Here is a 21,106-nt window from a genome sequence, read left to right on the forward strand (position 1 = left end):
GGCGACGCCCGCGATCGTCATGATCCGCGGAGGCGTCCAGGACCCGAGCTGGGGGACTCAGGTCTGACGGCGGATGAAGCGCATCAGCCAGGCGATCACCGCGATGACGATGATGACGAGGCCGATCCACAGCAGGAACTTCGCCGCCTCGATGAACACACCGAGCAGCAGCAGGACGATTCCGACGATGAGCAGGATCACTGCGAGTCCGGTCATGTGACCATGGTGGGCGGCGGGGATGCCGCCCACCAACCTCTTGACAAGCCTCCGGAACGGGGTTAGTCCGTCCCGGCAGCGGCGTTGGCCGCCTGCCATTCCTCCGTCGACGTGCTCTTCGGCCGCCGCAGGAAGAGCACCACCACGACCCCGACGAGCATGACCGCGGCCGGGAGCAGGATGGCCTGCGCCATCGCCTGAGAGAAGCCGTCTACGACGAACGGCGGAAGCGATCCCTCGCCGAAGCCGCCCGACGCGTCGGACGCACCGGGCAGGTTCGCCTCGAGGCGGGCCTGCATGAAGGCCGCGATCGATGCCGAGCCGATCACCGACCCGATGGTGCGGGTGGTGTTGTAGATGCCTGCCCCCGCGCCGGCCTGCCGCGGCGGCAGGTTGCGCGTGGCGGTCGTCGCGAGCGGACCCCACATTCCGGCGTTGCCGATGCCCATCAGCGCCGACGGCAGCAGGAACATCCAGATGGGGGTGTCGGCGTTCATGAGGGACGAGTACCAGAACAGCGATCCCGCGACCATGAGAAGGCCGGGCACCAGCAGGAACCTCGGGTCGGTGCGGTCGAGCAGGCGGCCGGCCAACGGCGCACCGACCCCGGAGAGCACCGCCATCGGGATGAGCAGCAGCGCCGATTCGGTCGGGGTGAGCCCGCGCGCGAGCTGAATGAAGAACATCAGCGGCAGCGACATGCTCGTCACGGTGAACCCGACGATCGCGATGCCCAGGTTCGATACCGAGAAGTTGCGATCGCGGAACAGCGGCAACGGCACGAGCGGCTCGTTCTTCGTGCGCGCCTGGGTCCAGATGAAGACCGCCATCACCGCGATGCCGCCCGCGATCATGGCCCACACCCACGGCGCCCAGTCGTACTTCTCGCCCTCCTGCAGGCCGAACACGATGAGGAAGAGGCCGATGGCGCTCAGCACGACGCCGACGACGTCGAAGCGATGCGGGTGCGTCTCGAGCTTCGGCACCAGGATCCAGGCGAGCACGAACGCGATCACGCCGACCGGGATGTTGATGAAGAAGATCCATTCCCAGCCGAGCCCGTCGACGAGCAAGCCGCCGGCCAGAGGTCCGACGAGGGTGGCGACGCCCGCGGTGGCGCCCCACAGCCCCATCGCCGCGCCGCGGTGGTTCGGCGGGAAGGTGCGGGTGATCACGGCCATCGTCTGCGGCGTCATGAGAGCCGCGCCGAGGCCCTGCACGGCGCGCGCCAGGATGAGCATCTCGAGCGTGCCCGACAGGCCGCACCACAGGGACGCGAGCGTGAACACCGACAGGCCGATCAGATAGATGTTCTTCGGCCCGAATCGGTCGCCGAGGCGGCCGGTGATCAAGAGCGGCACCGCGTACGCGAGCAGGTAGGCCGAGGTGACCCACACCACGTTGTCGAGGTTGTTCGTGTCGGGGTCGAGTGCCGCCTTGATCGCGGGGTTCGCGACCGAGACGATCGTCGTGTCAACCAGGATCATGAAGAAGCCGATGACCAGCGCCCAGAGCGCGGGCCAGGGGCTGCGGGGCTTGTGCCCGACGGCGTAGGCCCCGGTGATCGGTCCGGCGACCGGGGCGGTGGCGGATGCTGCACCCGCTGTACGGGGGGAGTCCGGGCTTTCGGGGGTGGTCACTGTCGTGCTGCCTTTCTCTGGGCGAGATAGGGTTCCGGGGGAGTCGGCGCCGGACCCCAGGCGAACCCGGGGTCGGCGATGCGCGGGAGGATCGAGTCCATCCACGCGAGCTCTGCGCCGAAGAGCGCCAGCTCGCGGTCGATCTCGATGAGGTACTGCTCGGGCACGCCCTTGTCGAGGGCGTGACGGTGGCCGTCCTCGAGGGATGCGAGCGCCGCGGCGAGCGCTGCGCGACGGGCGCGGAGCAGCCCGATCGCCTCGTCGCGCTCCAGTCCATGCACCTCAGCGAGTGCGACCCGGAACTCGGTCGGCCGGTCCACGCGCGGCAGTTCGCGGCGAACCCACTCGACGACGGCGGCGGCGCCGGCATCCGTCTGCGTATAGGTGGTGCGCTCGGGGCGATTGCCGTCACGGTCGACGCCGACCTCGGCGATCAGTCCTGCACGTTCGAGCCGGCCGACCGTGTGGTAGACCGTGCCGTTCGTGATGGTGACGAGCCGGTCGTCGCGGCGGAAGTGCATCAGCCGGATCATCTCGTAGGGGTGCATGTCGCCCTCGCTCAGCAGTGCGAGCACAGCCACCCCGAGCGGGGTCAGTCGGGCGACGTCGTCATTCACGATCGATCACTCCAGTTCGATTAGTCCACGTGGACTATACGCTTCTTCGGCACGACGCGCACCCTCGCGCGCTGTCGGTGGGGAGTCGTAGCGTGTGGGGCATGGCAGACAAGGGCGCCGCGCGCCGGGAGAAGTTCCCCGAGTCGTACGCGATCTTCGACCCGATCGTGTCGGAATGGACCGCCCGGCCCGACGTCTCGCTCGGGGCGATGTTCGGCTCCGAGGGCCTCAACGTGCGGGGCAAGGTGTTCGCGTTCGTGACCTTCGAGGGGGCTCTCATGGTGAAGCTGCCCGAGAGCCGGGTCGGTGAGCTGGCCGAGGCGGGCGAAGCCGAGCCGGCCGTCATGCGCGGCCGGCCGATGCGCGAGTGGGCGACCGCGGGAACGGATGCTGCGGACCGCTGGCCCGCGCTCGTGGCCGAGGCGTTCGCGCACGTCGACGCGATCACTCCGTAGCCCGTCCGCCCCGCGTGGCCGGCGCCCGAAACCGCGCCGCCCCGAAACCCGCCGTACCCACCCGGGATAATGGACGGGTGACGGCTATCCCCACCCCCACGACCGAGCTCTCCGGCTGGCGCCACGCCTACTCCGGCAAGGTGCGCGACCTCTACGTCCCGGCGGAGACGCCCGAGGGTGCGACGCCGGAGCGCATGCTCGTCGTCGCGAGTGACCGCGTCAGCGCGTTCGACCACGTGTTGTCGCCGGGCATCCCGGGCAAGGGCGAGTTGCTCACCACCCTCAGCCTGTGGTGGTTCGACCGGCTCGCGGGCGCGGACGGCGGCCGCAACATCCCGAACCATCTCGCCGCCTCGCACGAGCTCACCCTGGGCGCCGACGGCCGGGCGAACACCGCCGACGACGTCAAGAGCCTGATCCCGGATGCCGTCACCGGGCGCGCGATGGTCGTGAAGAGTCTCGACATGCTGCCGATCGAGTGCGTCGTGCGCGGGTACCTCACCGGATCGGGCTGGGTCGAGTACCGCGAGAACGGCACGGTGTGCGGCATCGCGCTGCCGGAGGGCCTGTCGAACGGCGACCGGCTGCCCGAACCGATCTACACCCCCGCCTACAAGGCTCCGCTGGGCGAGCACGACGAGAACATCTCGTACGAGCGCACCGTCGAGCTCGTCGGCGCCGAGCGCGCGGCCGAGCTGCGCGACCTCTCGCTCGAGATCTACGCCCGCGCGGCCGCGACCGCCGAGGCGCACGGCGTCATCCTCGCCGACACGAAGTTCGAGTTCGGGCTCGACCGCAACGGTGTGCTGACCCTCGCCGACGAGGTGCTCACGAGCGACTCGTCACGATACTGGGATGCTGCGGCCTGGGCCTCGGGCACGACCCCCGAGGAGCGCATGGCGAGCTTCGACAAGCAGATCGTCCGCGACTGGCTCGCCGCGAACTGGCCGGCTCCCCGCCAGGGCGAGCCCCCCGCGCTCCCCGCCGAGATCGTCGACCGCACCACCGCCCGCTACCGCGAGCTGCTCGAGCGCCTCACCGCCGCCTGACGCCGCGCCGCGGCATCCGGGGCCGTCACGCGTTCTTCATCGCCTTCAGACGGGCGAGCAGCACCGGGCCGCTGCGGTCGAGCATCCGCCCGCCGATCAGGATGCCGGCGACGAGCACCGCGGTGCCGAACACGATGCCGATGGCGAAGGCGATCCAGCTCAGGGCCGGGCTCTGCATGAAGTACCCGGCCACGCCGACGATCACCGCGGGCGCCGAGAGCGCCAGTGCCACCAGCCAGATGCCGAAGAAGGCGATGCCCTGCAGGAACGTCGTGCCGGGGACGCGCTTGAACGGGTTGTCGCCGGAGCCCGGCACCGGCACGACGAGCTGCGCCGATGTGACGGCACAGACGCCGTAGCAGGTGAACAGGATCCCGAAGGCCATCCCGAGGATGCCGGGCAGCTGCGTCCAGTCGCCTGCGAACGCCGGTGGCAGGATCGCCGCGAGGAGCACCAGCGGCACCGCGACCGCGGCGGCGGCGAGGGTGCGGCCGAGCCGGTCCGCGCGGCCCCGTGCTCCCGTCGCGACCTCGGTGCCGAAGGCCGTGCCGTCGTACGAGATGTCGGCATAGACCACGATCCCGATGATGAACGCGATGATCGGCGCCGAGAATGCGAGCGCCACGAGCGGATCGCCGTCCCGGGCGTAGAACCACAGGAGCACCGGCACGAGCGGCACCGCGATGAGCTGGCGCAGGTACCGCGGGTCACGCGTCCAGTACGTGACCGCCCGCGCGAAGACGGCGCCCGCAGCGCCGGTCGGCACCCGCCCGAACCACCCGATCGACCCGGCGCGCACGGCGGCGCCCGACGCGAGCCGGGGGTGGACGAGCGAGCGAGCGAGCGACGCCCGCCACAGCAGCCACAGCGCCGCAAGGGTGGCGAGGGCGATGAGAAGCTTCGCCGCGGCTGCGGACAGGTCGCCCGCGGCGGCGTCTGCCGGCACCGCCCACGCGGCGCCGAGCGGCGTCCAGCCGAGCAGCGGCAGCAGCTCGGCGAGCGTGTCGGCGTTCACCGTGACGCCGGTGGCCAGGCCCGCGATGATGGGCCCGGCCAGGATGAGCGGGATGAAGACGAGGATGCCCGCGACCTCGCGGAAGCGCCGGCCGCCGCCGAACCCGGACGCGACGGTGGCGACGGCACGCGAGGCGACCACCGCCGTGAGGATCGCGAGCGGCGTGCTCACCAGCCATGCCAGGACCGCGGCCGGCCAGTGCGCCCACGTCGCGATCGTCGCGACCGCGGCGACGGAGGTGATGATGCCGGGGATGCCGCACACGGCGGCGAACGTGAGCGCGACCATCATGCGCGAGGTCGTCATGGGGAACACGACGAGACGGTCGGGGTCGAGCGTCGTGTCGACGCCGAAGGCCACGAGCGGGATGAGGGCCCACCCGAGGGTCACGAGCGACCCGGCGCCGACGACGACGATCCCGGCGAGCCGGACGTCTGCGAATCCCAGGGCCACGAGACCGGCGATGACCCCCATCAGGACCACCGCGCCGTACAGCGCGCCGAGGATGAACCCGACCAGCTGCCACGGGCTGCGAGCGAGCTGATTGCCGAGGACGCGGAACCGCAGCCTCAGGAGCGTCGCAACCATTCCGGTCCTTCTGTGTAGCGGCGGCCGCCGACGAGCTCGACGAAGCGGTCCTGGAGCGACTCCCCGGCCCGCACGTCGTCGACGGTGCCGGCGACGAGCAGACGGCCCGCGGCGACGATCGCCACGTGGTCGCACATGCGCTGGACGAGATCCATCGAGTGGCTCGAGACGATGACCGTGCCGCCGCCGGCCACGTAGCCGGCGAGGATGTCCTCGATGTTCGCCGCCGACACCGGGTCGACCGATTCGAACGGCTCGTCGAGCACGAGCAGCCGAGGTGCGTGGACCAGGGCGCACGCCAGCGCGATCTTCTTGGTCATTCCCGCCGAGTAGTCGACGACCATCGTGCCCGCAGCATCCGTCATGTCCATGAGCGAGAGCAGGTCGGCCGTGCGGTGGGCTATCTCGTCGTGCGGGAGGCCGAACAGCAGCCCGTTGTAGGTGACGAGCTGCTCGCCCGTGAGCCGGTCGAACAGCTTGACGCCGTCGGCGAGGTTGCCGACCATCGCCTTCGCCTTCACGGGTTCCCGCCACACGTCGACACCGTGCACGAGCGCCTGGCCGGCGTCCGGCATGAGCAGCCCCGTCGCCATCGACAGCGTGGTCGTCTTGCCGGCGCCATTCGGACCGACCAGCCCGTAGAACGATCCGGCGGGCACGCGCAGGCTGACGTCGGCCACGGCGAGCTTCTCCCCGAACCGCTTGTGGAGTCCGCGGAGCTCGAGCGCCGCGACGTCGCGCGCCTCATCGGTGGAAAGCATCGGCGGTGTCGCTGGGTCGGTCACGTCTCTCCGTCGCATCGGCATCGGCAGCCCGGGTGCACTCCGGGCCTTGATCAGCCTTTCGGATGCCGCGTCGCCGAGGCAACTGCCACGCCCAGGGCCGCGGCATCCTTCCCCCACTCGAACGGCAGAATCCCGCCGGGACCGGGGACACCGCCCTCGGTCCCGTGGAAGATCCCCCGGCTCGCCGCGCCGCTAGGGTGATCCTCGCACCATCACCCGAGCGCAAGGAGCGCCCATGCCTTTGTGGACCATTCACGGCAACGGCCGGACCGTCGAACCCGGGAAGGTGGTGAAGCCCGACGAGCGGCTGAACTGGCCCGCGACCGTCGCGATCGGCGCGCAGCACGTCATCGCGATGTTCGGCGCCACGTTCCTGGTGCCGGTGCTGACGGGCTTCCCGGTCTCGACCACGCTGCTCTTCTCGGGCATCGGAACGCTGCTGTTCCTCCTCATCACGAAGAACCGCCTGCCCAGCTACCTCGGTTCGTCGTTCGCCTTCATCGCGCCGGTCACCGCCGCGACCGCGTCGCAGGGGATGGGCTCGGCCCTCGCCGGCATCGTCGCCGTCGGCGTGCTCCTGGCCGTCGTCGGCTTCATCGTGCAGTTCGCGGGCCTCGGCTGGGTCGAGAAGCTCATGCCGCCGGTCGTGGCCGGCGCCATCGTCGCCCTCATCGGCTTCAACCTGGCGCCGGTCGCGTGGCAGAACTATCAGCAGGCGCCGATCACCGCGACCATCACGCTCGTCTCGGTGATCCTGTTCAGCGTGCTGTTCCGCGGGTTCCTCGGACGCATCTCGATCTTCCTCGGTGTGATCGTCGGCTACATCGTCGCGCTGCTGCGGGGCGAGGTCGACTTCACCGCGGTGAACGAGCTCGTCGCGAGCGGGCAGTGGGTGGGCCTGCCGACGTTCCAGTTCCCGACGTTCGGCAACCCGGGCACGTGGAGCGTCATCGCGATGTTCCTGCCGGTCGTGCTCGTGCTCATCGCCGAGAACGTCGGACACGTGCGCGGCGTCGCGACGATGACCGAGGCATCCGTCAACCAGTACACCGGCCGCGCGCTCATCGCCGACGGCGCCGCGACCGTGCTCGCGGGCACGTTCGGCGGCTCGGGCACGACGACGTACGGGGAGAACATCGGCGTCATGGCGGCGACCCGCGTCTACTCGACGGCCGCGTACTGGGTCGCGGGCGTCTTCGCGATCCTGCTGTCCTTGTCGCCCGTGGTCGGCGCGGTGTTCAACTCGATCCCCGCCGGCGTGCTCGGCGGCGTGACGACGGCGCTGTACGGCCTCATCGGCATCATCGGCATCAAGATCTGGGTCGACAACCGCGTCGACTTCTCGCGCCCGGTCAACCAGTACACCGCCGCCGTCTCGCTCGTGATCGCGATCGCCGGATTCACCATGGTGTGGGGCGACTTCCAGCTCGGCGCGATCGTCATCGGCGCGGCCGCGGCCCTGCTGATCTACCACCTCGGCAACGCCATCGCGCGCTGGCGCAAGACCGGCGCCGACGACGGCGGCCCGCTCCCCGCCGTCGGCCAGCTCGGTGGGGACCCGCAGGACTCGCGGGTGAAGTAGCCCACGCCGATTCGAGGCATCCGTGTCCCGAGCTCCGGCCTTCATGTCCCACTTTCACGCCCGAGCATGCTGCTTTTGTGCGCGGAAGTGGGACACGGCGGCGCCAAGAGCCAGGGAATGGATGCTGCGGGCAAATGGTTGTAGCTACATGTGAATGAGATTGCGCACCCTGACCGGCTTGCCGCAGACACCTCGATGGGGGCTGTCACGCTGCTCGTCGGAGACCTCGACGGCATGACCGCGTTCTACCGCGACGTCATCACCCTCCAAGTGCTGTCGGCCGAGGGCGACGAGGTCGTGCTCGGACGCGCGGGACGGCCCGTCGTCGTGCTGAAGCATGAACCCGCCCTGCGGCACGCGAGCGCCGGCGCGGCCGGACTCTTCCACACCGCGATCCTGTTCGAGACGCAGGAGGCCCTCGCCGCAGCGCTCTACAGCGTCGCGCAGCGCGCGCCGCACACCTTCACCGGCTCGGCGGATCACCTGGTGAGCCAGGCCTTCTACCTCACCGATCCCGAGGGGAACGGCATCGAGCTGTACTGGGATCGCGCCCGGACCGAGTGGTCGTGGACCCACGGCAGCGTTGAGATGGCGACGCTGTACCTCGACCCCAACGGGTTCCTGCGCGAGCACCTGACCGAACGGGCCGCGAGCGGCGGGACCGGGCAGGACGCCGCATCCGTCGGTCATGTGCACCTGTCGGTCGGCGACGTCGCGAGCGCCCGCGCCTTCTACGTCGACGCGCTCGGCTTCGACCAGACGGCGGCGATAGGCGACCAGGCGCTGTTCGTGAGCGCCGGCGGCTACCACCACCACATGGCGATGAACGTGTGGAACTCGCGAGGCGCCGGACCCCGGATGCCGGCACTCGGCCTCGGCCGCGTCGACCTGGCGCTGCCCGACGCGGACGCCCTCGGCGAGCTCGCCGAGCGGCTGCGCCACCACGGCCTCGAGGTGCGCGACGACGGTCGCACGGTCTCGTTCGACGACCCGTGGCGCAACCTCCTGCACGCGACGGTGCCCGGACGCGGCTGACTCAGACGGAGTCGCGGACGACGAGCTCCGTCTCGAGGATGGTGACGTGCCTCGGATGCCGCCCCGCCAGGAGGTCGAGCAGCACCGTGGCCATGCGCTCCCCCTGTGCGAACGACGGCTGGCGCACTGTCGTCAGCTGGGGGATGACGGACGTCGCCACCGGGGAGTCGTCGAAGCCGATGAGGGCGACGTCCTCGGGGACGCGCAGCCCCTCGGCCGCGAGCACCGTCAGCACGCCGCGCGCCATGAGATCGCTGGCGACGAAGATCGCATCGGGCCGGGCTCCCGTGGCGAGCACCCGGCGCATCGCGTCGGCGCCGCCGTCGGCGGTGAAGTTGCCGTCCTCGACCGCGATCTCGTCGAGGTCCCACGCGGCGAGCGCGTCGCGGTACCCCTGCAGGCGGTCGACGCCGGCGGGCATGTCGCGCGGTCCGGTGATCGTCGCGATGCGGCGGCGGCCGCTCTCGATCAGGTAGACCGTGGCGTCGTACGCCCCGCGGACGTTGTCGACGTCGACGTAGTAGTCGCGCTCGCGCTCGCGCACCGGCCGGCCGCCGTAGACGACCGGCACGACGCTCGCGATGCGGTCGATGAACGTGTCGCTGGTGTGGTGCGAGACCACGATCGCGCCGTCGACGGCGCCCGAGCGCACATACGACGTCGTCTTGTCGCCCGGGTCGTCGCTCGCGATGAAGAGGTTGAGCACGTAGTCCGAGCGGCTGAGGCGGGAGTTGATGCCCGACACGATCGCCGCGAAGAACGGGTCGCCGAAGAACCGGGTGGTGTCCTCGGGCACGATGAGCGCGATCGCGTGCGTCTTCTGGCTCGCGAGCGACCGGGCGGCGCGGTTGGGGACGTAGTTCAGCTCGCTGATCGCGCGGGTCACCGACTCGAGAGCTTCGGGACTCACGGCGGTCGAGCCGTTCACGACGCGGGAGACGGTCGACCGCGAGACCCCCGCCGCCGCCGCGACCTCTTCGATCGTCACGGCGTGTGCGCTGCCGGGTCCCCGCTGGGTATGCCGCATGGCATCGGTGCTCATTCCTGTCCCCTCCTCCCCGGGATGCTACTGCGCGGCAGACATCCCGTGGCGCACTGCTACGACGCGACGGTGGCCGCGCGCGCGGACTCCAGGTCGATCGTCCGGGCGCCGATGATGCGGCTGTACTCGAGCGCGCTGTCCTTCGGCGTGCGCTCCTGGGTGTCGTAATCCACGCGCACGATCCCGAACCGCTTCTCGTACCCCCACGCCCACTCGAAGTTGTCGAGGAGCGACCAGTAGAAGTAGCCGCGCACGTCGACGCCGGCCTCGGCCGCATCGAGGATCGCACCGAGGTGCCCGCGCAGGAACTCGACGCGGTCGGCGTCGTGCACGCGCTTCACGTCGCCCTCGACGACGAGCTCGTCGTCGTATGCGGCGCCGTTCTCGGTGACGTACAGCACCGTGCCGACCGGCTGGGCGTATTCGTCCCACACCCTCTCGAGGAGCGTGGTGAGCCCCTCGGGCTGCACCTCCCACTGCATCGGCGTGCGGGGCAGTCCGCGCTCGTGCCAGTAGATGCCCTCGTGCGAGGGGAACGGCGAACGCCCGGGTCGGTCGGTCGGGGCGTCGCCACCGATCGGCGGGTTCACCGGCTCGTGTCCGCCCACGTACTCGCCGTGGTAGTAGTTCACGCCGAGCGTGTCGATGGGCGTCGCGATGGTCTCGAGGTCGCCCGGGCGCACCGCGGTCTCCCAGGCGGCGATGGCCGCGGCATCCACCTTCCGGATGTCCTCCACGATGTCGGCCGGGTACTGCGCGCGGAAGATCGGGTCGAGGAACCAGCGGTTGAACTGGCCGTCGATGCGGCGCGCGGCGTCGACGTCGGCCGGGTCGCTCTCGTCGACCGGCTCGGCGACCGTGAGGTTCAGCGTGATGCCGAGCTTGAGCGACGCGTCGCGTGCGCGCAGCTCACGGACGGCCTGGCCGTGGCCGAGCAGCAGGTGGTGCGCGGCGAGCACGCCCTCCTCGACGCTGTAACGGCCCGGGGCGTGGAGCCCCGCCGTGTAGCTGAGGAACGACGAGCACCACGGCTCGTTGAGCGTCGTCCAGACGTCCACGCGGTCGCCCAGCGCGTCGTGCATCGTCAGGGCGTATTCGGTGAAGAGGTCCGCGGTGTCGCGGTTCGCCCAGCCGCCCTTCTCCTGGAGCGCCTGCGGGAGGTCCCAGTGGTAGAGCGTCAGCCAGGGCAGGATGTCGGCCCCGAGCAGCTCGTCGACCAGTCGCTTGTAGAAGTCGAGGCCCTTCGGGTTGACCGCTCCGCCGTCGGGTCGCACACGCGACCACGACGTCGAGAAGCGGTACGTCTGCAGGCCCAGCTCCTTCATCAGTGCGACGTCATCGCTGTAGCGGTGATAGTGGTCGCACGCCACGTCGCCGTTGTCGGCGTTGATCACGGCGCCCGGCACCCGGCAGAAGGCGTCCCAGATCGAGTCGCGGCGGCCGTCCTCGTGGGCAGCGCCCTCGATCTGGAAGGCGGCGGTCGCGGCGCCGAACAGGAAGTCCTGGGGGAAGGCGCGAGGGATCGCGGTCGTCATGAGGTCAATGATCCTCTCGGGGAACGTCAGTGTCAGGATGCCGATGGCGGGGGGAGGGGAAGGGCCTAGCCCTTGACGGCGCCGGCCATGATGCCGCTGACCAGCTGCCTGCCGGTGAAGGCGAAGAGGATCAGCAACGGGATGGTCGCCAGCAGCACGCCCGCCAGCACGATGGAGTAGTCGACGAAGTAGTTGGACTGGAGCAGTGACAGGGCGACGGGCAGCGTGGGGTTCTGCCGGTCGAGCACGATGAACGGCCAGAAGAACTGGTTCCACGCGCCCACGAACGTGAACAGGAACAACATCGCCGCCGCCGGACGGGCCGCGGTCACGCCGACTGTCCAGAACGTGCGGATCATGGATGCCCCGTCCACTCGCGCCGCCTCGATCAACTCGTCCGGCACGGTCTGCTGGAGGTACTGCGTCATCCAGAACACGCCGAAGGCGCTCGTGAGGGCCGGGATGATGATCGCGCCGATCTGCCCCGTCCAGCCGAGGTCGGAGAAGAGGAGGTACAGCGGAACGACGCCGAGCTGCATCGGCACGGCCATGGTCGCCACGACGAAGGCGAGCAGCCACTTGCCGCCGGGGAAGCGGAGCTTGGCGAAGGCCCAGCCGGCGAGGGTGGAGAAGAAGACGACGGATGCCGCGATCACGGCCGAGCTCCAGATCGAGTTCCACAGCGCCGGCCAGAAGTTCACGGCCGGGTCGTTCATGACCGCGAGCGCGTTGCTGACGAAGTTGCCTCCGGGCAGCCACGACATGTTGGGGTCGTTGATGGTCGAGGAGTCGCCCGAGCCGATGAGGAACGACCAGTAGAAGGGGAAGATCGCGGAGATCACGACCACCGCGAGGCCGGCGTACACCCAGAAGCTGGCGCGGACGCCGCGGATCTTGGTCGTGCGGCGGCTGCGGCGGTTGTCGTTCGGGATGTTCTCCTCGACGACGGCGAGGGGCGGGGTGCTGATGGCGCTCACTGCTGGGCTCCCTTCCGGCGGCGGCGAGGCCTGACGACTCCGCGGCCGCCCTCGTCGCGCACGAGACGACGGGTGACGAGGAGGTTGATGAGGCCGATCGCCAGGATGATGATGAACAGGATCCACGCGAGGGCTGCCGCGCGGCCGAAGTTGAACTCGCCCCAGCCGATGTTGTAGAGGTACAGCGTGATCGTCAGCCACTGATTGGCGGCACCGCCGCGACCGAACGTGTCGAACATGCGCGGCTCATCGAAGATCTGCAGTCCGCCGATGGTCGCCGTGATGATGACGAAGATCAGCGTCGGCTTCAAGGACGGAAGCGTGATGCTCCAGAACTGCCGGAATGGTCCGGCTCCGTCGACGGTGGCCGCCTCGTAGTAGTCGCGCGGCACCGCCTGCATCGCGGCGAGAAGGATGAGCGCGTTGTAGCCGGTCCAGCGGAAGTTCACCATCGTCGCGATCGCGATGTGGCTCCAGAACGGGTCCTTGTGCCACGCGATGGGGTTCAGGCCGATGCTCGTGAGGAAGTTGTTCACGAGGCCGTGGTTGTCGCCGAACATGTTGCTGAAGATGAGCGCGACGGCCACCGGCGCCATGACATACGGGAGCAGGACGCTCATCCGCCAGAACGTCTTGGCGCGGATGTTGCGGTCGAGCATGGCGGCGATGAAGATCGCGAGGATGAGCTGCGGCACCGAGGAGAGCAGGAAGATGCTGAAGGTGTTGCGCAGCGCGGTCCAGAAGTCGGCCTGCGACAGGATCCAGATGTACTGGTCGAAGCCGATGAAGGTGCCGGAGTTGCGGATCAGATCCCATTCCTGGAACGAGATCACCGCGGTGTACACGATGGGGAAGAGACCCGTGATCGCGAACAGGATGAAGAACGGCGAGATGTAGAGGTAGGGCGAGACCTTCAGGTCCCACCGGCTGAGTTTCTGGGAGAAGGAGAGGACGCGCGGCTGACGTTCGGTTGCCGGCCGGTGGGCCGGCCCGGATGCCGCGGGGCGGGTTGCGGTCGAGGTCACCGGTCGCTCCGATTCGGGTGTCGAGTGTGGCGGGATGAGCGGAGCGCGCGCGGGCCGGGAAAGACCCGCGTGCGCTCCGCTGCTCGGTGAGACCACGTCCCGGCGAGGGGACGTGATCGTCAGTGGCGGCCTATCAGAAGGCCTCGACCTCGGCGACGAACGTGTTCCACGACGTCTCCGCGTCCTCCACGCCGTCGAAGACGCGGGTGATGGCGTCCTGGAGCGCGGTGTTGTACTTGAAGTAGTTCGCGCTCTTGAACGGGGTGACCTCGATCGCGTCAGACCGCTCGGCGAAGATCTGACCGGTCGGGGCGTTGTTGAAGAACTCGTTGGTCGAGTCGACGATGGACGAGGCGCTCTGGGCGTCGACAGCGCTGGGGAAGGCGCCGACGTTGACGAACGTCTTCTCCTGCTGCTCGGGAGCGGTCAGCCAGTCGGCGAGCTTGAGGGCCTCATCGACGTTCTTGCCGTTCCCCGGGACGGTCAGGTACGAGCCGCCCCAGTTGCCGCCGCCGTTCGGGAACGCGTTCGCGATCTCCCAGCCGCTGACGTCGGGTGCGTTGCCCGAGATGATGCCGAGCATCCACGGCGGGCACAGCATCGCGGCGAACTCGCCGTTGGCCATCGACGCGTTCCAGTCGTCCGACCACTGGCCCGAGTAGGCCGAGTTCGGGATGCCGCGCTCGACGACGAGGTCGTACGCCGCCCTGATCTCGGGGTTGGTCGTCGCGACGACGGTGCCGTCGGGCTCGTCGTACGGGAACTCGATCTGGTTGACGATGCCCTGGGTCGTCGAGTTGGCGGCGTCGATCATCGGCTTGCCGGTCGCAGCCTTGTACTTGTCGGCGAGGTCGAAGAAGGTGTCCCAGTCGCCGTCGATCGTCGCGGCGACCTCATCGGGCGTCGAGGGGAGGCCGGCGGCGGCGAACAGGTCGGCGCGGTAGCACACGGCCTGCGGGCCGATGTCGGTGCCGAAGCCGACGAGGCGGCCGTCGGCGTCGGTCGCGGCGGCTTCCTTCCACTCGACCCAGCGGCCCTTGGCGCTGTCAGGCACCTCGGCGAGCAGGTCGGAGTACTGCATCGCCTCGGCGAACCAGTCGACCTCGACCGCTTCGATGTCGGCGAGGCCCTCCTTGCCGAGCTTCGAGAAGAAGTTCGCGCGGGCGTCGTCGGTGATCGCGGCCTTGTTGTGGACGATCTTGATGTTCGGGTTCTCGTCCATGTACTCCTGCAGGAGTTCATCGTCGTACCCGAAGTCGTTGAACGTGGCCAGGGTCAGCGTGATCTCGCCGTCTTCGCCACCGGCTTCGTCTCCGCTGCCGCCGGCGCAGCCGGCGAGGACGATGGCCGAAGCCGAGAATGCGGCGATTGCCACGGCGCTTCTGCGGAAGGCGCGTGCGTTCACTGTCACTCCTTTGTGTTGTCAGGTCGTGTGTGTTGCAGGATCGGCGCGGAGGGAACCGTGCCGGGTGATGGTCGTGGGAGCGTTCCCATCGATCGAGACGAAACGCTATGGGATCGCTCCCACGAAGTCAAGGGAGCGCTCCCATAGTTTGATCACGGTTGTGTCACGGGGTTTCGGGGCCCGGGAGAAACGCCGTGCGCGGGGGCCCGTAGACTGGAGGGGACCCCTGCCCGCGACATCCGGCGTTTCGACTCCTCGCTGCGCTCGTCGCGCAACGACCGACAGCTGCGGCCTGTGGCCGCCAGGAGGATCCACATGCCCACCATCGTCGTCGACGTCATGCCCAAGGCCGAGCTTCTGGACCCGCAGGGGAAGGCCGTCTCCGGCGCATTCGCCCGTCTCGGCGTCTCCGACTTCAGCGGCGTCCGCATCGGCAAGCGGTTCGAGCTCAGCGTCGACGGCGAGGTCACCGACGAGGTGCTCGCCGAGGCCCAGCGCATCGCCGACGAGATCCTCTCGAACTCCGTGATCGAGGACGTCGTCGGCATCGAGGTCGTCGAATGACCGCCCGCATCGGGGTCATCACCTTCCCCGGTTCGCTGGACGACCGCGACGCGCAGCGCGCGATCGAGATCGCCGGCGGCGAGGCCGTCGCCCTGTGGCACGGCTCGCACGACCTCGACGGCGTGGACGCGCTGGTGCTCCCCGGCGGCTTCAGCTACGGCGACTACCTGCGCGCCGGAGCCATCGCGGCGCTCGCGCCGATCATGGCGGAGGTGAAGGATGCCGCGGCCAAGGGCATGCCGATCCTCGGCATCTGCAACGGCTTCCAGATGCTCGTCGAGGCGCACCTGCTGCCGGGCGGTCTGATCCGCAACGCGCACCAGCAGTTCATCCGCCGCGACCAGAAGCTGCGGGTCGAGAACAACGACACCGCGTGGACCAGCGATTTCGCCTCCGCCCAGGAGATCGTGATCCCGCTGAAGAACGCCGACGGCGGCTACATCGCGTCGGAGTCCGAGCTCGACCGCCTCGAGGGCGAGGGCCTCGTCGCCTTCCGCTACCTCGGCGTCAACCCGAACGGGTCGCTCCGCGACATCGCCGGCATCGTCAACGAGCGCGGCAACGTGGTGGGCCTCATGCCCCACCCCGAGCACGCCGTCGAGCCCGGCTTCGGCCCCGACACCGCGGCCGCGATGCGGTCGGGCGTGGACGGCCTGTCGTTCTTCACGTCGGCCGTCGCCGCCGTGGTGGGCGCCGCGGCCTGAGCCGCAGCATCCGCATCCCCAGCTGTCCTCTTCTCCCCGGCTCTTCGTGCCGAAACACGGGTCGGTCACTCCGACACGCCGGTGACGGATGCCGCGCCCCGGCGTGTCGCGTGACGCACCCGTCTTTCGGCAAACGGTCGGGGGTGGGTGTCAGACAGTACCGGCAGGCGGCCACACGCCGATGATGAGCGCCATCACGACGATCGTCACGAGCTCGTGCGAGATGTTGAGCACGGTGAGCGACGACGGGCGTCCTTCGAACGCGTCGTGCGTGATGAAGCGGGCCGCGGTGAACCCGGCCCACAGGATCACGCCCGTCAGGAGCGCCGCCCACAGGTAGCTGCCGCCGTAGAAGTGCCAGGCGATCGACGAGGCGCCGGCCAGCACCCACGCGGTCACGAAGCTGACGATCACGGTGACCACGATCGGCACGACGGCGCTGGCGCCGGGCCGGTCCATGTCGACGTTCGCGAGCTTCGCCCATCGCGTGCCGAACACCTTCGGCGTGTACCAGATCGAGCCGACGACCATGCTCGACGCCGTCGCGATCAGCACCGCCCAGTAGTTGATCTCGGGGACCACGTCCGCCTCCTCCCGCGCGCCGCAGGGGTCGCGGTCGCCGTTCGACGCGAGCGTAGCGCCGCCCGATGACACCGGTGGTGCACCGCGCCGGTAGCGTGGAGCGGGTGAGCACAGACACCCGGAATCTCGTCGTCAGCGTCCCCACCGAGCAGCTCGCCGCGGATCTCGGGGCCTTGCCCGACAACGTCGAACTGGTGGTGTGGCCGATGGATGCTGCGGCCCCGCGCGACCGGTTCGACATCGTGGTGCCGCCCTACATGTCGATGGCCCGCGTGCTGGAGCGTCTCGAGGGCGTCGAGGTCGCGCTCGTGCAGGGTCAGTCGATCGGCTACGACGGCGTCGCCGACATCCTGCCCAAGGGGCTGGTGTTCGCCAACGCGGCGTCGGTGCACGAGACCTCGACGGCCGAGCTCGCCGTGGGACTCGCCATCGCGGCGCAGCGGCACATCGACGCGTTCGCGGTCGACACCGCCGCCGGTCGCTGGGCTCCCGTGTTCGCCCAGAGTCTCGCCGACCGGCGCGTGCTGCTGCTCGGCTACGGCGGCGTCGGCAAGGCCGTCGCGGCGCGACTGGAGCCCTTCGAGGTCGAGCTCACCCCGGTCGCGTCGCGCGCCCGGGACGAGGACGGCGTCGCGGTGCGCGGCATCGACGAGCTGCCCGAGCTCCTCCCCCACGCCGAGATCGTGATCCTCACGCTGCCCGGAGGCGAGGCCACGCAGGGCCTCGTCGACGACGCGTTCCTATCGGCGCTGCCCGACGGCGCGCTCATCGTGAACGTCGGCCGTGGCACCCTCGTCGACACCGATGCGCTCGTCGACCACGTGCGCCGCGGACGCATCCGCGCCGCTCTCGACGTCACCGACCCCGAGCCGCTCCCGGAGGGGCACGCGCTGTGGGGCCTTCCCGGCGTGCTCATCGCCCCGCACGTCGGCGGCGCGTCGAGCGCGATGCGCCCCCGGGTCGCGAAGCTGGTGCGCGCGCAGATCGATCGCCTCGCCGCCGGCGAGCCCCCGGTCAACATCGTCCTCGGCGGCTGACCCGCGTGCCCGGCGGCTGCTGACTCGCACGGCGCCCGGTCCGCACGCAGTCGGCGCCCGCCGTCACGGAGCGTCGATGTCGGCGCCTGACCACAGGTCGGCGCACTCGATCTCCGCAGCGCCATGGCCCGCCAGGTACGCACGCGCACCGCGGTCCCCCGTGAGGCCGCCGATCATCGACGGCAGGTGGTTCGCGCCGATCGCGACCGGGTGACCGGGACGCCCCCCGTACACCGCTCGGGCCAGGCCGTCCCGCGGCACCGGCCCGAGCGCACGGAGCACCCGCGTGACCGCCTGGGGCGCAGCATCCGGAGTATCCACCGGTGTGACGACCGCGACGTCGACGTCGCCCACCGCCTCGAGCCCCGCGCGGAGGGCTGCCGACAGGCCGACGGCCCAGTCGGGCGCGACGACGACCCGCGCGTCGGCGGGGACGAGCCGGGCCACCTCGCGACCCCGCGCGCCGACCACGACGACGGCCCCGTCGCACCCGCCCGCGTGCAGCATGGCGGTCGCCCGCGCGACCCAGGGCGTTCCGTCCGGCGTGCGGGCGAGCCCCTTCGGCAAGCCGTAGCGCGTGCCGGCTCCCGCCGCGAGAACGATGCCGCACACCGGCATGCGGCTCCCCTCGTCGCTCGGGCCCGCGGAGCGCGGGGTGTGTTTCCTGAGCGTAGTCCGCGCGAAACATCGCGGGCCTAGCGTGACCGCATGCTCGAGCTCGCCCGCGACCTGCTGCCGCTCTTGCGCAGCGGCGTCCCTCTCGCGGCGGTCACCGTCACGCGGGTCGCGCGCAGCGCGCCGCGAGGCTCAGGCGCGACGATGGCGGTCACCGCCGACGGGCGGGTGATCGGATCGATCTCGGGCGGCTGCGTCGAGGGCGACGCCGTGCTGCTCGCCCACCACGCCCGCGTCACCGGTCGCCCCCAGACGGCGTGCCTGGGGTTCTCGGACGACGCCGCCCACGCCGCCGGGCTCGCGTGCGGCGGAAGCGTGGACGTCGTCGCCTATCCGGTGCCTCCGGAGGATCGGGATCGGGTCATCGACTCCCTCGAGGCGGCCATGGCCGGGCGCGGCGTGACGATCGGAGTGGTGCTGTCGGGGGCGTCCGCAGGGCAGGCGATGGACGAACGGATGCTGCATCTCGCGGTCGCCTCCGACGCCCTGGCCCCGGCGATCGGGGCGCGCGACTCGCTCGTCCTGCCCCGTGCGTACGCGGGGCACGACGTGCTCGCAATCTCGTCGGCGCCGCGCCCGCGGCTCATCCTTCTCGGGGCCGGCGAGCACGCCGCGGCGCTCTGCCGTGTGGCGACGGCGGCCGGCTTCGCGGTCGAGGTGTGCGACGTGTGGCCGACGCTCGTGACGCGCGAGCGGTTTCCCGATGCCGTACGACTCGTGGCCGAGCTCCCGCAGGACTATCTCGCCGGGCTCGGCCCGGAGACGCTCGACGCCCGCACCGCGATCTGCGTCCTGACGCATGACGAGCGCGTGGACGTGCCCTCCCTCCAGGCCGCGCTCGCGCTCCCCGTCGGCTTCGTGGGAGCGATGGGCGCGCGGGCGACCGTCGCCCGCCGCGCCGCGCTGCTGCAGGAGCGGGGCGTTCCCGAGGACGATCTGGCCCGCGTGCATTCGCCCCTCGGACTGGACCTCGGCGGGTCCACTCCGGAGGAGACCGCGGTGTCGGTGCTCGCCGAGATCATCTCGGCCCGCCACGGCGGAAGCGGGGCGGCGCTGCGGGAACGGTCGGGCCCGCTCCACCGGCGTGCGGCCACCGCCGCCCCTTCGGCCGCGCCCGATGTCGACGCGTCCCCCGCGGACCCCGTCGAGGTCGCCGCGCGTTCGTGCGCAGCATCCGACGTCCCCTTCCCGGCCGGAGCCACAGGAGCCTCATGACCCGCACGATCATCGAGCACGCCCACATCGCCACGGTCGACCCCGCAGGCACCGAGCACCACGACGGGCACGTCGTGATCGACGGCGGACGCATCGCCGCGGTCGGGGCGGGGCCGGCGGACCCCGCGCTGCGAGACGCCGCCGAGATCGTCGATGCGCGCGGCTGCCTCGTGACGCCGGGCCTGATCAACACCCACCACCACCTGTACCAGTGGCTCACCCGCGGGTACGCGCAGGACGCGATCCTCTTCGACTGGCTCACGGCGCTGTATCCGCTGTGGTCCCGCATCGACGCCGACCTCACCGGCGTGGGCGCAGCGGGGGCGATGGCCGTGCTCGCCCGGTCGGGCTGCACGACCGTCGGCGACCACCACTACGTCTTCCCCCGCGGATCGGGCGACATCGTCGGCGCGATCGTCGACGCCGCCTCGGCCGTGGGCGTCCGGCTGCACGCGACCCGCGGATCGATGGACCTGGGCGCCTCGCAGGGCGGGCTGCCGCCGGACTCAGCGGTGGAGACGACGGATGCTGCGCTCGCGGCGTCGCAGGAGGCGGTCGAGCGCTATCACGACGCGTCGTCCGACGCGATGGTCCGCGTCGCGATCGCGCCGTGCTCGCCGTTCTCGGTGACCGCCGATCTGCTGCGGGAGTCCGCGATGCTGGCCCGATCGCTGGGGGTTCGGCTGCACACCCATGCCTCGGAGACCGTCGAGGAGGACGCGTACTGCGCCGAGCACTTCCGCCGCACCCCGACGCAATACCTCGAAGACCTCGGGTGGCTCGGCGACGACGTGTGGACGGCGCACGCGGTGCACCTCGACGGCCCGGCGATCGCGCGCTACGCGGCGACGGGCACGGGCGTCGCGCACTGTCCCTCGTCGAACGGGCGGCTGGCGGCGGGGATCGCACCGGTGCGGGCACTGCTGGATGCCGGGGCCCCCGTGGGACTCGGGGTGGACGGCGCCGCGTCCAACGAGTCGGGGCAGCTGGGCGTCGAGATCCGCGAAGCGGTGCTCATGGCGCGCCTGCGCACCGGATCGGACTCGATGAGCGTGCGCGACGGTCTGCGCATGGCCACGATGGGCGGCGCGCGCGTGCTCGGACGCCAGGATGAGATCGGCTCCCTCGAGGCCGGCAAGCTCGCCGACATCGCCGTATGGCAGGTCGACCGGATCGAGCACGCGGGCATCCTCGACCCGGTGGCCGCGCTCGGCCTGGGCGCCCTGCCGCCGCTGAAGCGGCTGTACGTCGGCGGACGCATCGTCGTCGAGGACGCGACCCTGGTCAGCGCCGACGAAGACCGGCTCGCTCGCGCGGTGGCCGCGGCATCCGTCACCCTCGCCGAGCGGCTCTGACGAGGCAC

At 70.6% G+C, this 21,106-nt stretch carries 21 protein-coding genes; 9 read left to right on the plus strand and 12 right to left on the minus strand.

Annotation, left to right across the window (positions count from 1 at the left end; all coding sequences use genetic code 11):
- Positions 1-57: 57 nt before the first annotated feature.
- The 3 genes from MRBLWH7_RS13115 to MRBLWH7_RS13125 all read right to left on the minus strand — a co-directional run bounded on the left by MRBLWH7_RS13115 (position 58) and on the right by MRBLWH7_RS13125 (position 2,473).
- On the minus strand, positions 58-216 hold the full coding sequence (locus MRBLWH7_RS13115; RefSeq protein ID WP_169583593.1) for a hypothetical protein: 159 nt from the start codon (positions 214-216) through the stop codon (positions 58-60).
- 62 nt (positions 217-278) lie between these two features.
- Positions 279-1,781 (minus strand): DHA2 family efflux MFS transporter permease subunit, encoded by a 1,503-nt coding sequence (locus tag MRBLWH7_RS13120; RefSeq protein WP_342002047.1) that lies wholly within the window; start codon positions 1,779-1,781, stop codon positions 279-281.
- Positions 1,782-1,852: 71 nt separating this feature from the next.
- On the minus strand, positions 1,853-2,473 hold the full coding sequence (locus MRBLWH7_RS13125; RefSeq protein ID WP_341995151.1) for a PadR family transcriptional regulator: 621 nt from the start codon (positions 2,471-2,473) through the stop codon (positions 1,853-1,855).
- Positions 2,474-2,574: 101 nt separating this feature from the next.
- On the opposite strand from MRBLWH7_RS13125, the gene MRBLWH7_RS13130 reads away from it, so the two are divergent.
- Positions 2,575-2,928 (plus strand): hypothetical protein, encoded by a 354-nt coding sequence (locus MRBLWH7_RS13130; protein WP_341995153.1) that lies wholly within the window; start codon positions 2,575-2,577, stop codon positions 2,926-2,928.
- A 77-nt stretch (positions 2,929-3,005) separates the two neighbouring features.
- Positions 3,006-3,977 carry a phosphoribosylaminoimidazolesuccinocarboxamide synthase gene (locus MRBLWH7_RS13135; RefSeq protein ID WP_341995155.1) on the plus strand — a complete coding sequence of 324 codons (972 nt, stop codon included), beginning with the start codon at positions 3,006-3,008 and terminating at the stop codon, positions 3,975-3,977.
- 25 nt (positions 3,978-4,002) lie between these two features.
- Here the strand turns inward: MRBLWH7_RS13135 and MRBLWH7_RS13140 are convergent, their stop codons facing one another.
- Both MRBLWH7_RS13140 and MRBLWH7_RS13145 read right to left on the minus strand, forming a co-directional pair.
- Positions 4,003-5,580, minus strand: coding sequence for a hypothetical protein (locus tag MRBLWH7_RS13140; protein WP_341995157.1), 1,578 nt, complete (start codon positions 5,578-5,580; stop codon positions 4,003-4,005).
- Positions 5,562-6,341, minus strand: a complete 780-nt coding sequence (locus MRBLWH7_RS13145; protein ID WP_342002049.1) for an ABC transporter ATP-binding protein — start codon at positions 6,339-6,341, stop codon at positions 5,562-5,564. Before MRBLWH7_RS13145 ends, MRBLWH7_RS13140 begins: the two co-directional genes overlap by 19 nt.
- Positions 6,342-6,600: 259 nt before the next feature.
- Here MRBLWH7_RS13145 and MRBLWH7_RS13150 point away from each other — a divergent pair, with 259 nt between their 5' ends.
- Entirely contained in the window at positions 6,601-7,947 is a 1,347-nt protein-coding gene (locus MRBLWH7_RS13150; RefSeq protein ID WP_341995158.1) for a solute carrier family 23 protein, read from the plus strand.
- 195 nt (positions 7,948-8,142) lie between these two features.
- The gene (locus tag MRBLWH7_RS13155) at positions 8,143-8,982 is read left to right on the plus strand and encodes a VOC family protein (protein WP_341995162.1); all 840 of its coding nucleotides are present in this window, start codon (positions 8,143-8,145) and stop codon (positions 8,980-8,982) included.
- 1 nt (position 8,983) lies between these two features.
- Here the strand turns inward: MRBLWH7_RS13155 and MRBLWH7_RS13160 are convergent, their stop codons facing one another.
- From MRBLWH7_RS13160 to MRBLWH7_RS13180, 5 genes are all read right to left on the minus strand, one after another.
- On the minus strand, positions 8,984-10,024 hold the full coding sequence (locus MRBLWH7_RS13160; RefSeq protein WP_341995164.1) for a LacI family DNA-binding transcriptional regulator: 1,041 nt from the start codon (positions 10,022-10,024) through the stop codon (positions 8,984-8,986).
- 56 nt (positions 10,025-10,080) lie between these two features.
- The gene (locus MRBLWH7_RS13165; RefSeq protein WP_341995166.1) at positions 10,081-11,559 is read right to left on the minus strand and encodes a family 1 glycosylhydrolase; all 1,479 of its coding nucleotides are present in this window, start codon (positions 11,557-11,559) and stop codon (positions 10,081-10,083) included.
- A 65-nt stretch (positions 11,560-11,624) separates the two neighbouring features.
- Positions 11,625-12,536 carry a carbohydrate ABC transporter permease gene (locus MRBLWH7_RS13170; protein WP_341995168.1) on the minus strand — a complete coding sequence of 304 codons (912 nt, stop codon included), beginning with the start codon at positions 12,534-12,536 and terminating at the stop codon, positions 11,625-11,627.
- Positions 12,533-13,561 (minus strand): sugar ABC transporter permease, encoded by a 1,029-nt coding sequence (locus MRBLWH7_RS13175; RefSeq protein ID WP_341995170.1) that lies wholly within the window; start codon positions 13,559-13,561, stop codon positions 12,533-12,535. Before MRBLWH7_RS13175 ends, MRBLWH7_RS13170 begins: the two co-directional genes overlap by 4 nt.
- A gap of 133 nt (positions 13,562-13,694) precedes the next feature.
- Positions 13,695-14,936, minus strand: a complete 1,242-nt coding sequence (locus MRBLWH7_RS13180) for an ABC transporter substrate-binding protein (protein WP_341995173.1) — start codon at positions 14,934-14,936, stop codon at positions 13,695-13,697.
- A 345-nt stretch (positions 14,937-15,281) separates the two neighbouring features.
- On the opposite strand from MRBLWH7_RS13180, the gene purS reads away from it, so the two are divergent.
- Entirely contained in the window at positions 15,282-15,530 is a 249-nt protein-coding gene (gene purS, locus MRBLWH7_RS13185) for a phosphoribosylformylglycinamidine synthase subunit PurS (RefSeq protein WP_341995176.1), read from the plus strand.
- Entirely contained in the window at positions 15,527-16,234 is a 708-nt protein-coding gene (gene purQ, locus MRBLWH7_RS13190; protein WP_341995178.1) for a phosphoribosylformylglycinamidine synthase subunit PurQ, read from the plus strand. The genes purS and purQ overlap by 4 nt, the downstream gene beginning before the upstream one ends.
- 150 nt (positions 16,235-16,384) lie before the next feature.
- On the opposite strand, the gene MRBLWH7_RS13195 is transcribed toward purQ, so the two are convergent.
- Positions 16,385-16,816: a DUF1761 domain-containing protein gene (locus MRBLWH7_RS13195; protein ID WP_341995180.1), complete on the minus strand. Its 432-nt coding sequence runs from the start codon at positions 16,814-16,816 to the stop codon at positions 16,385-16,387.
- Positions 16,817-16,920: 104 nt separating this feature from the next.
- Between MRBLWH7_RS13195 and MRBLWH7_RS13200 the strand changes: the two genes are divergently transcribed.
- Positions 16,921-17,853 (plus strand): 2-hydroxyacid dehydrogenase, encoded by a 933-nt coding sequence (locus tag MRBLWH7_RS13200; RefSeq protein WP_341995181.1) that lies wholly within the window; start codon positions 16,921-16,923, stop codon positions 17,851-17,853.
- A gap of 63 nt (positions 17,854-17,916) precedes the next feature.
- Here MRBLWH7_RS13200 and MRBLWH7_RS13205 read toward each other — a convergent pair whose 3' ends face one another.
- Complete coding sequence (locus tag MRBLWH7_RS13205; protein ID WP_341995182.1) at positions 17,917-18,471, minus strand: NTP transferase domain-containing protein; 555 nt, start codon at positions 18,469-18,471, stop codon at positions 17,917-17,919.
- A gap of 90 nt (positions 18,472-18,561) precedes the next feature.
- Here MRBLWH7_RS13205 and MRBLWH7_RS13210 point away from each other — a divergent pair, with 90 nt between their 5' ends.
- Together MRBLWH7_RS13210 and MRBLWH7_RS13215 are read left to right on the plus strand one after the other, a co-directional pair.
- The gene (locus MRBLWH7_RS13210; protein ID WP_341995183.1) at positions 18,562-19,743 is read left to right on the plus strand and encodes an XdhC family protein; all 1,182 of its coding nucleotides are present in this window, start codon (positions 18,562-18,564) and stop codon (positions 19,741-19,743) included.
- Positions 19,740-21,098 (plus strand): 8-oxoguanine deaminase, encoded by a 1,359-nt coding sequence (locus tag MRBLWH7_RS13215; protein ID WP_341995186.1) that lies wholly within the window; start codon positions 19,740-19,742, stop codon positions 21,096-21,098. The genes MRBLWH7_RS13210 and MRBLWH7_RS13215 overlap by 4 nt, the downstream gene beginning before the upstream one ends.
- Positions 21,099-21,106 lie beyond the last annotated feature (8 nt).

The organism is Microbacterium sp. LWH7-1.2, assembly GCF_038397755.1.
GTDB lineage: Bacteria > Actinomycetota > Actinomycetes > Actinomycetales > Microbacteriaceae > Microbacterium.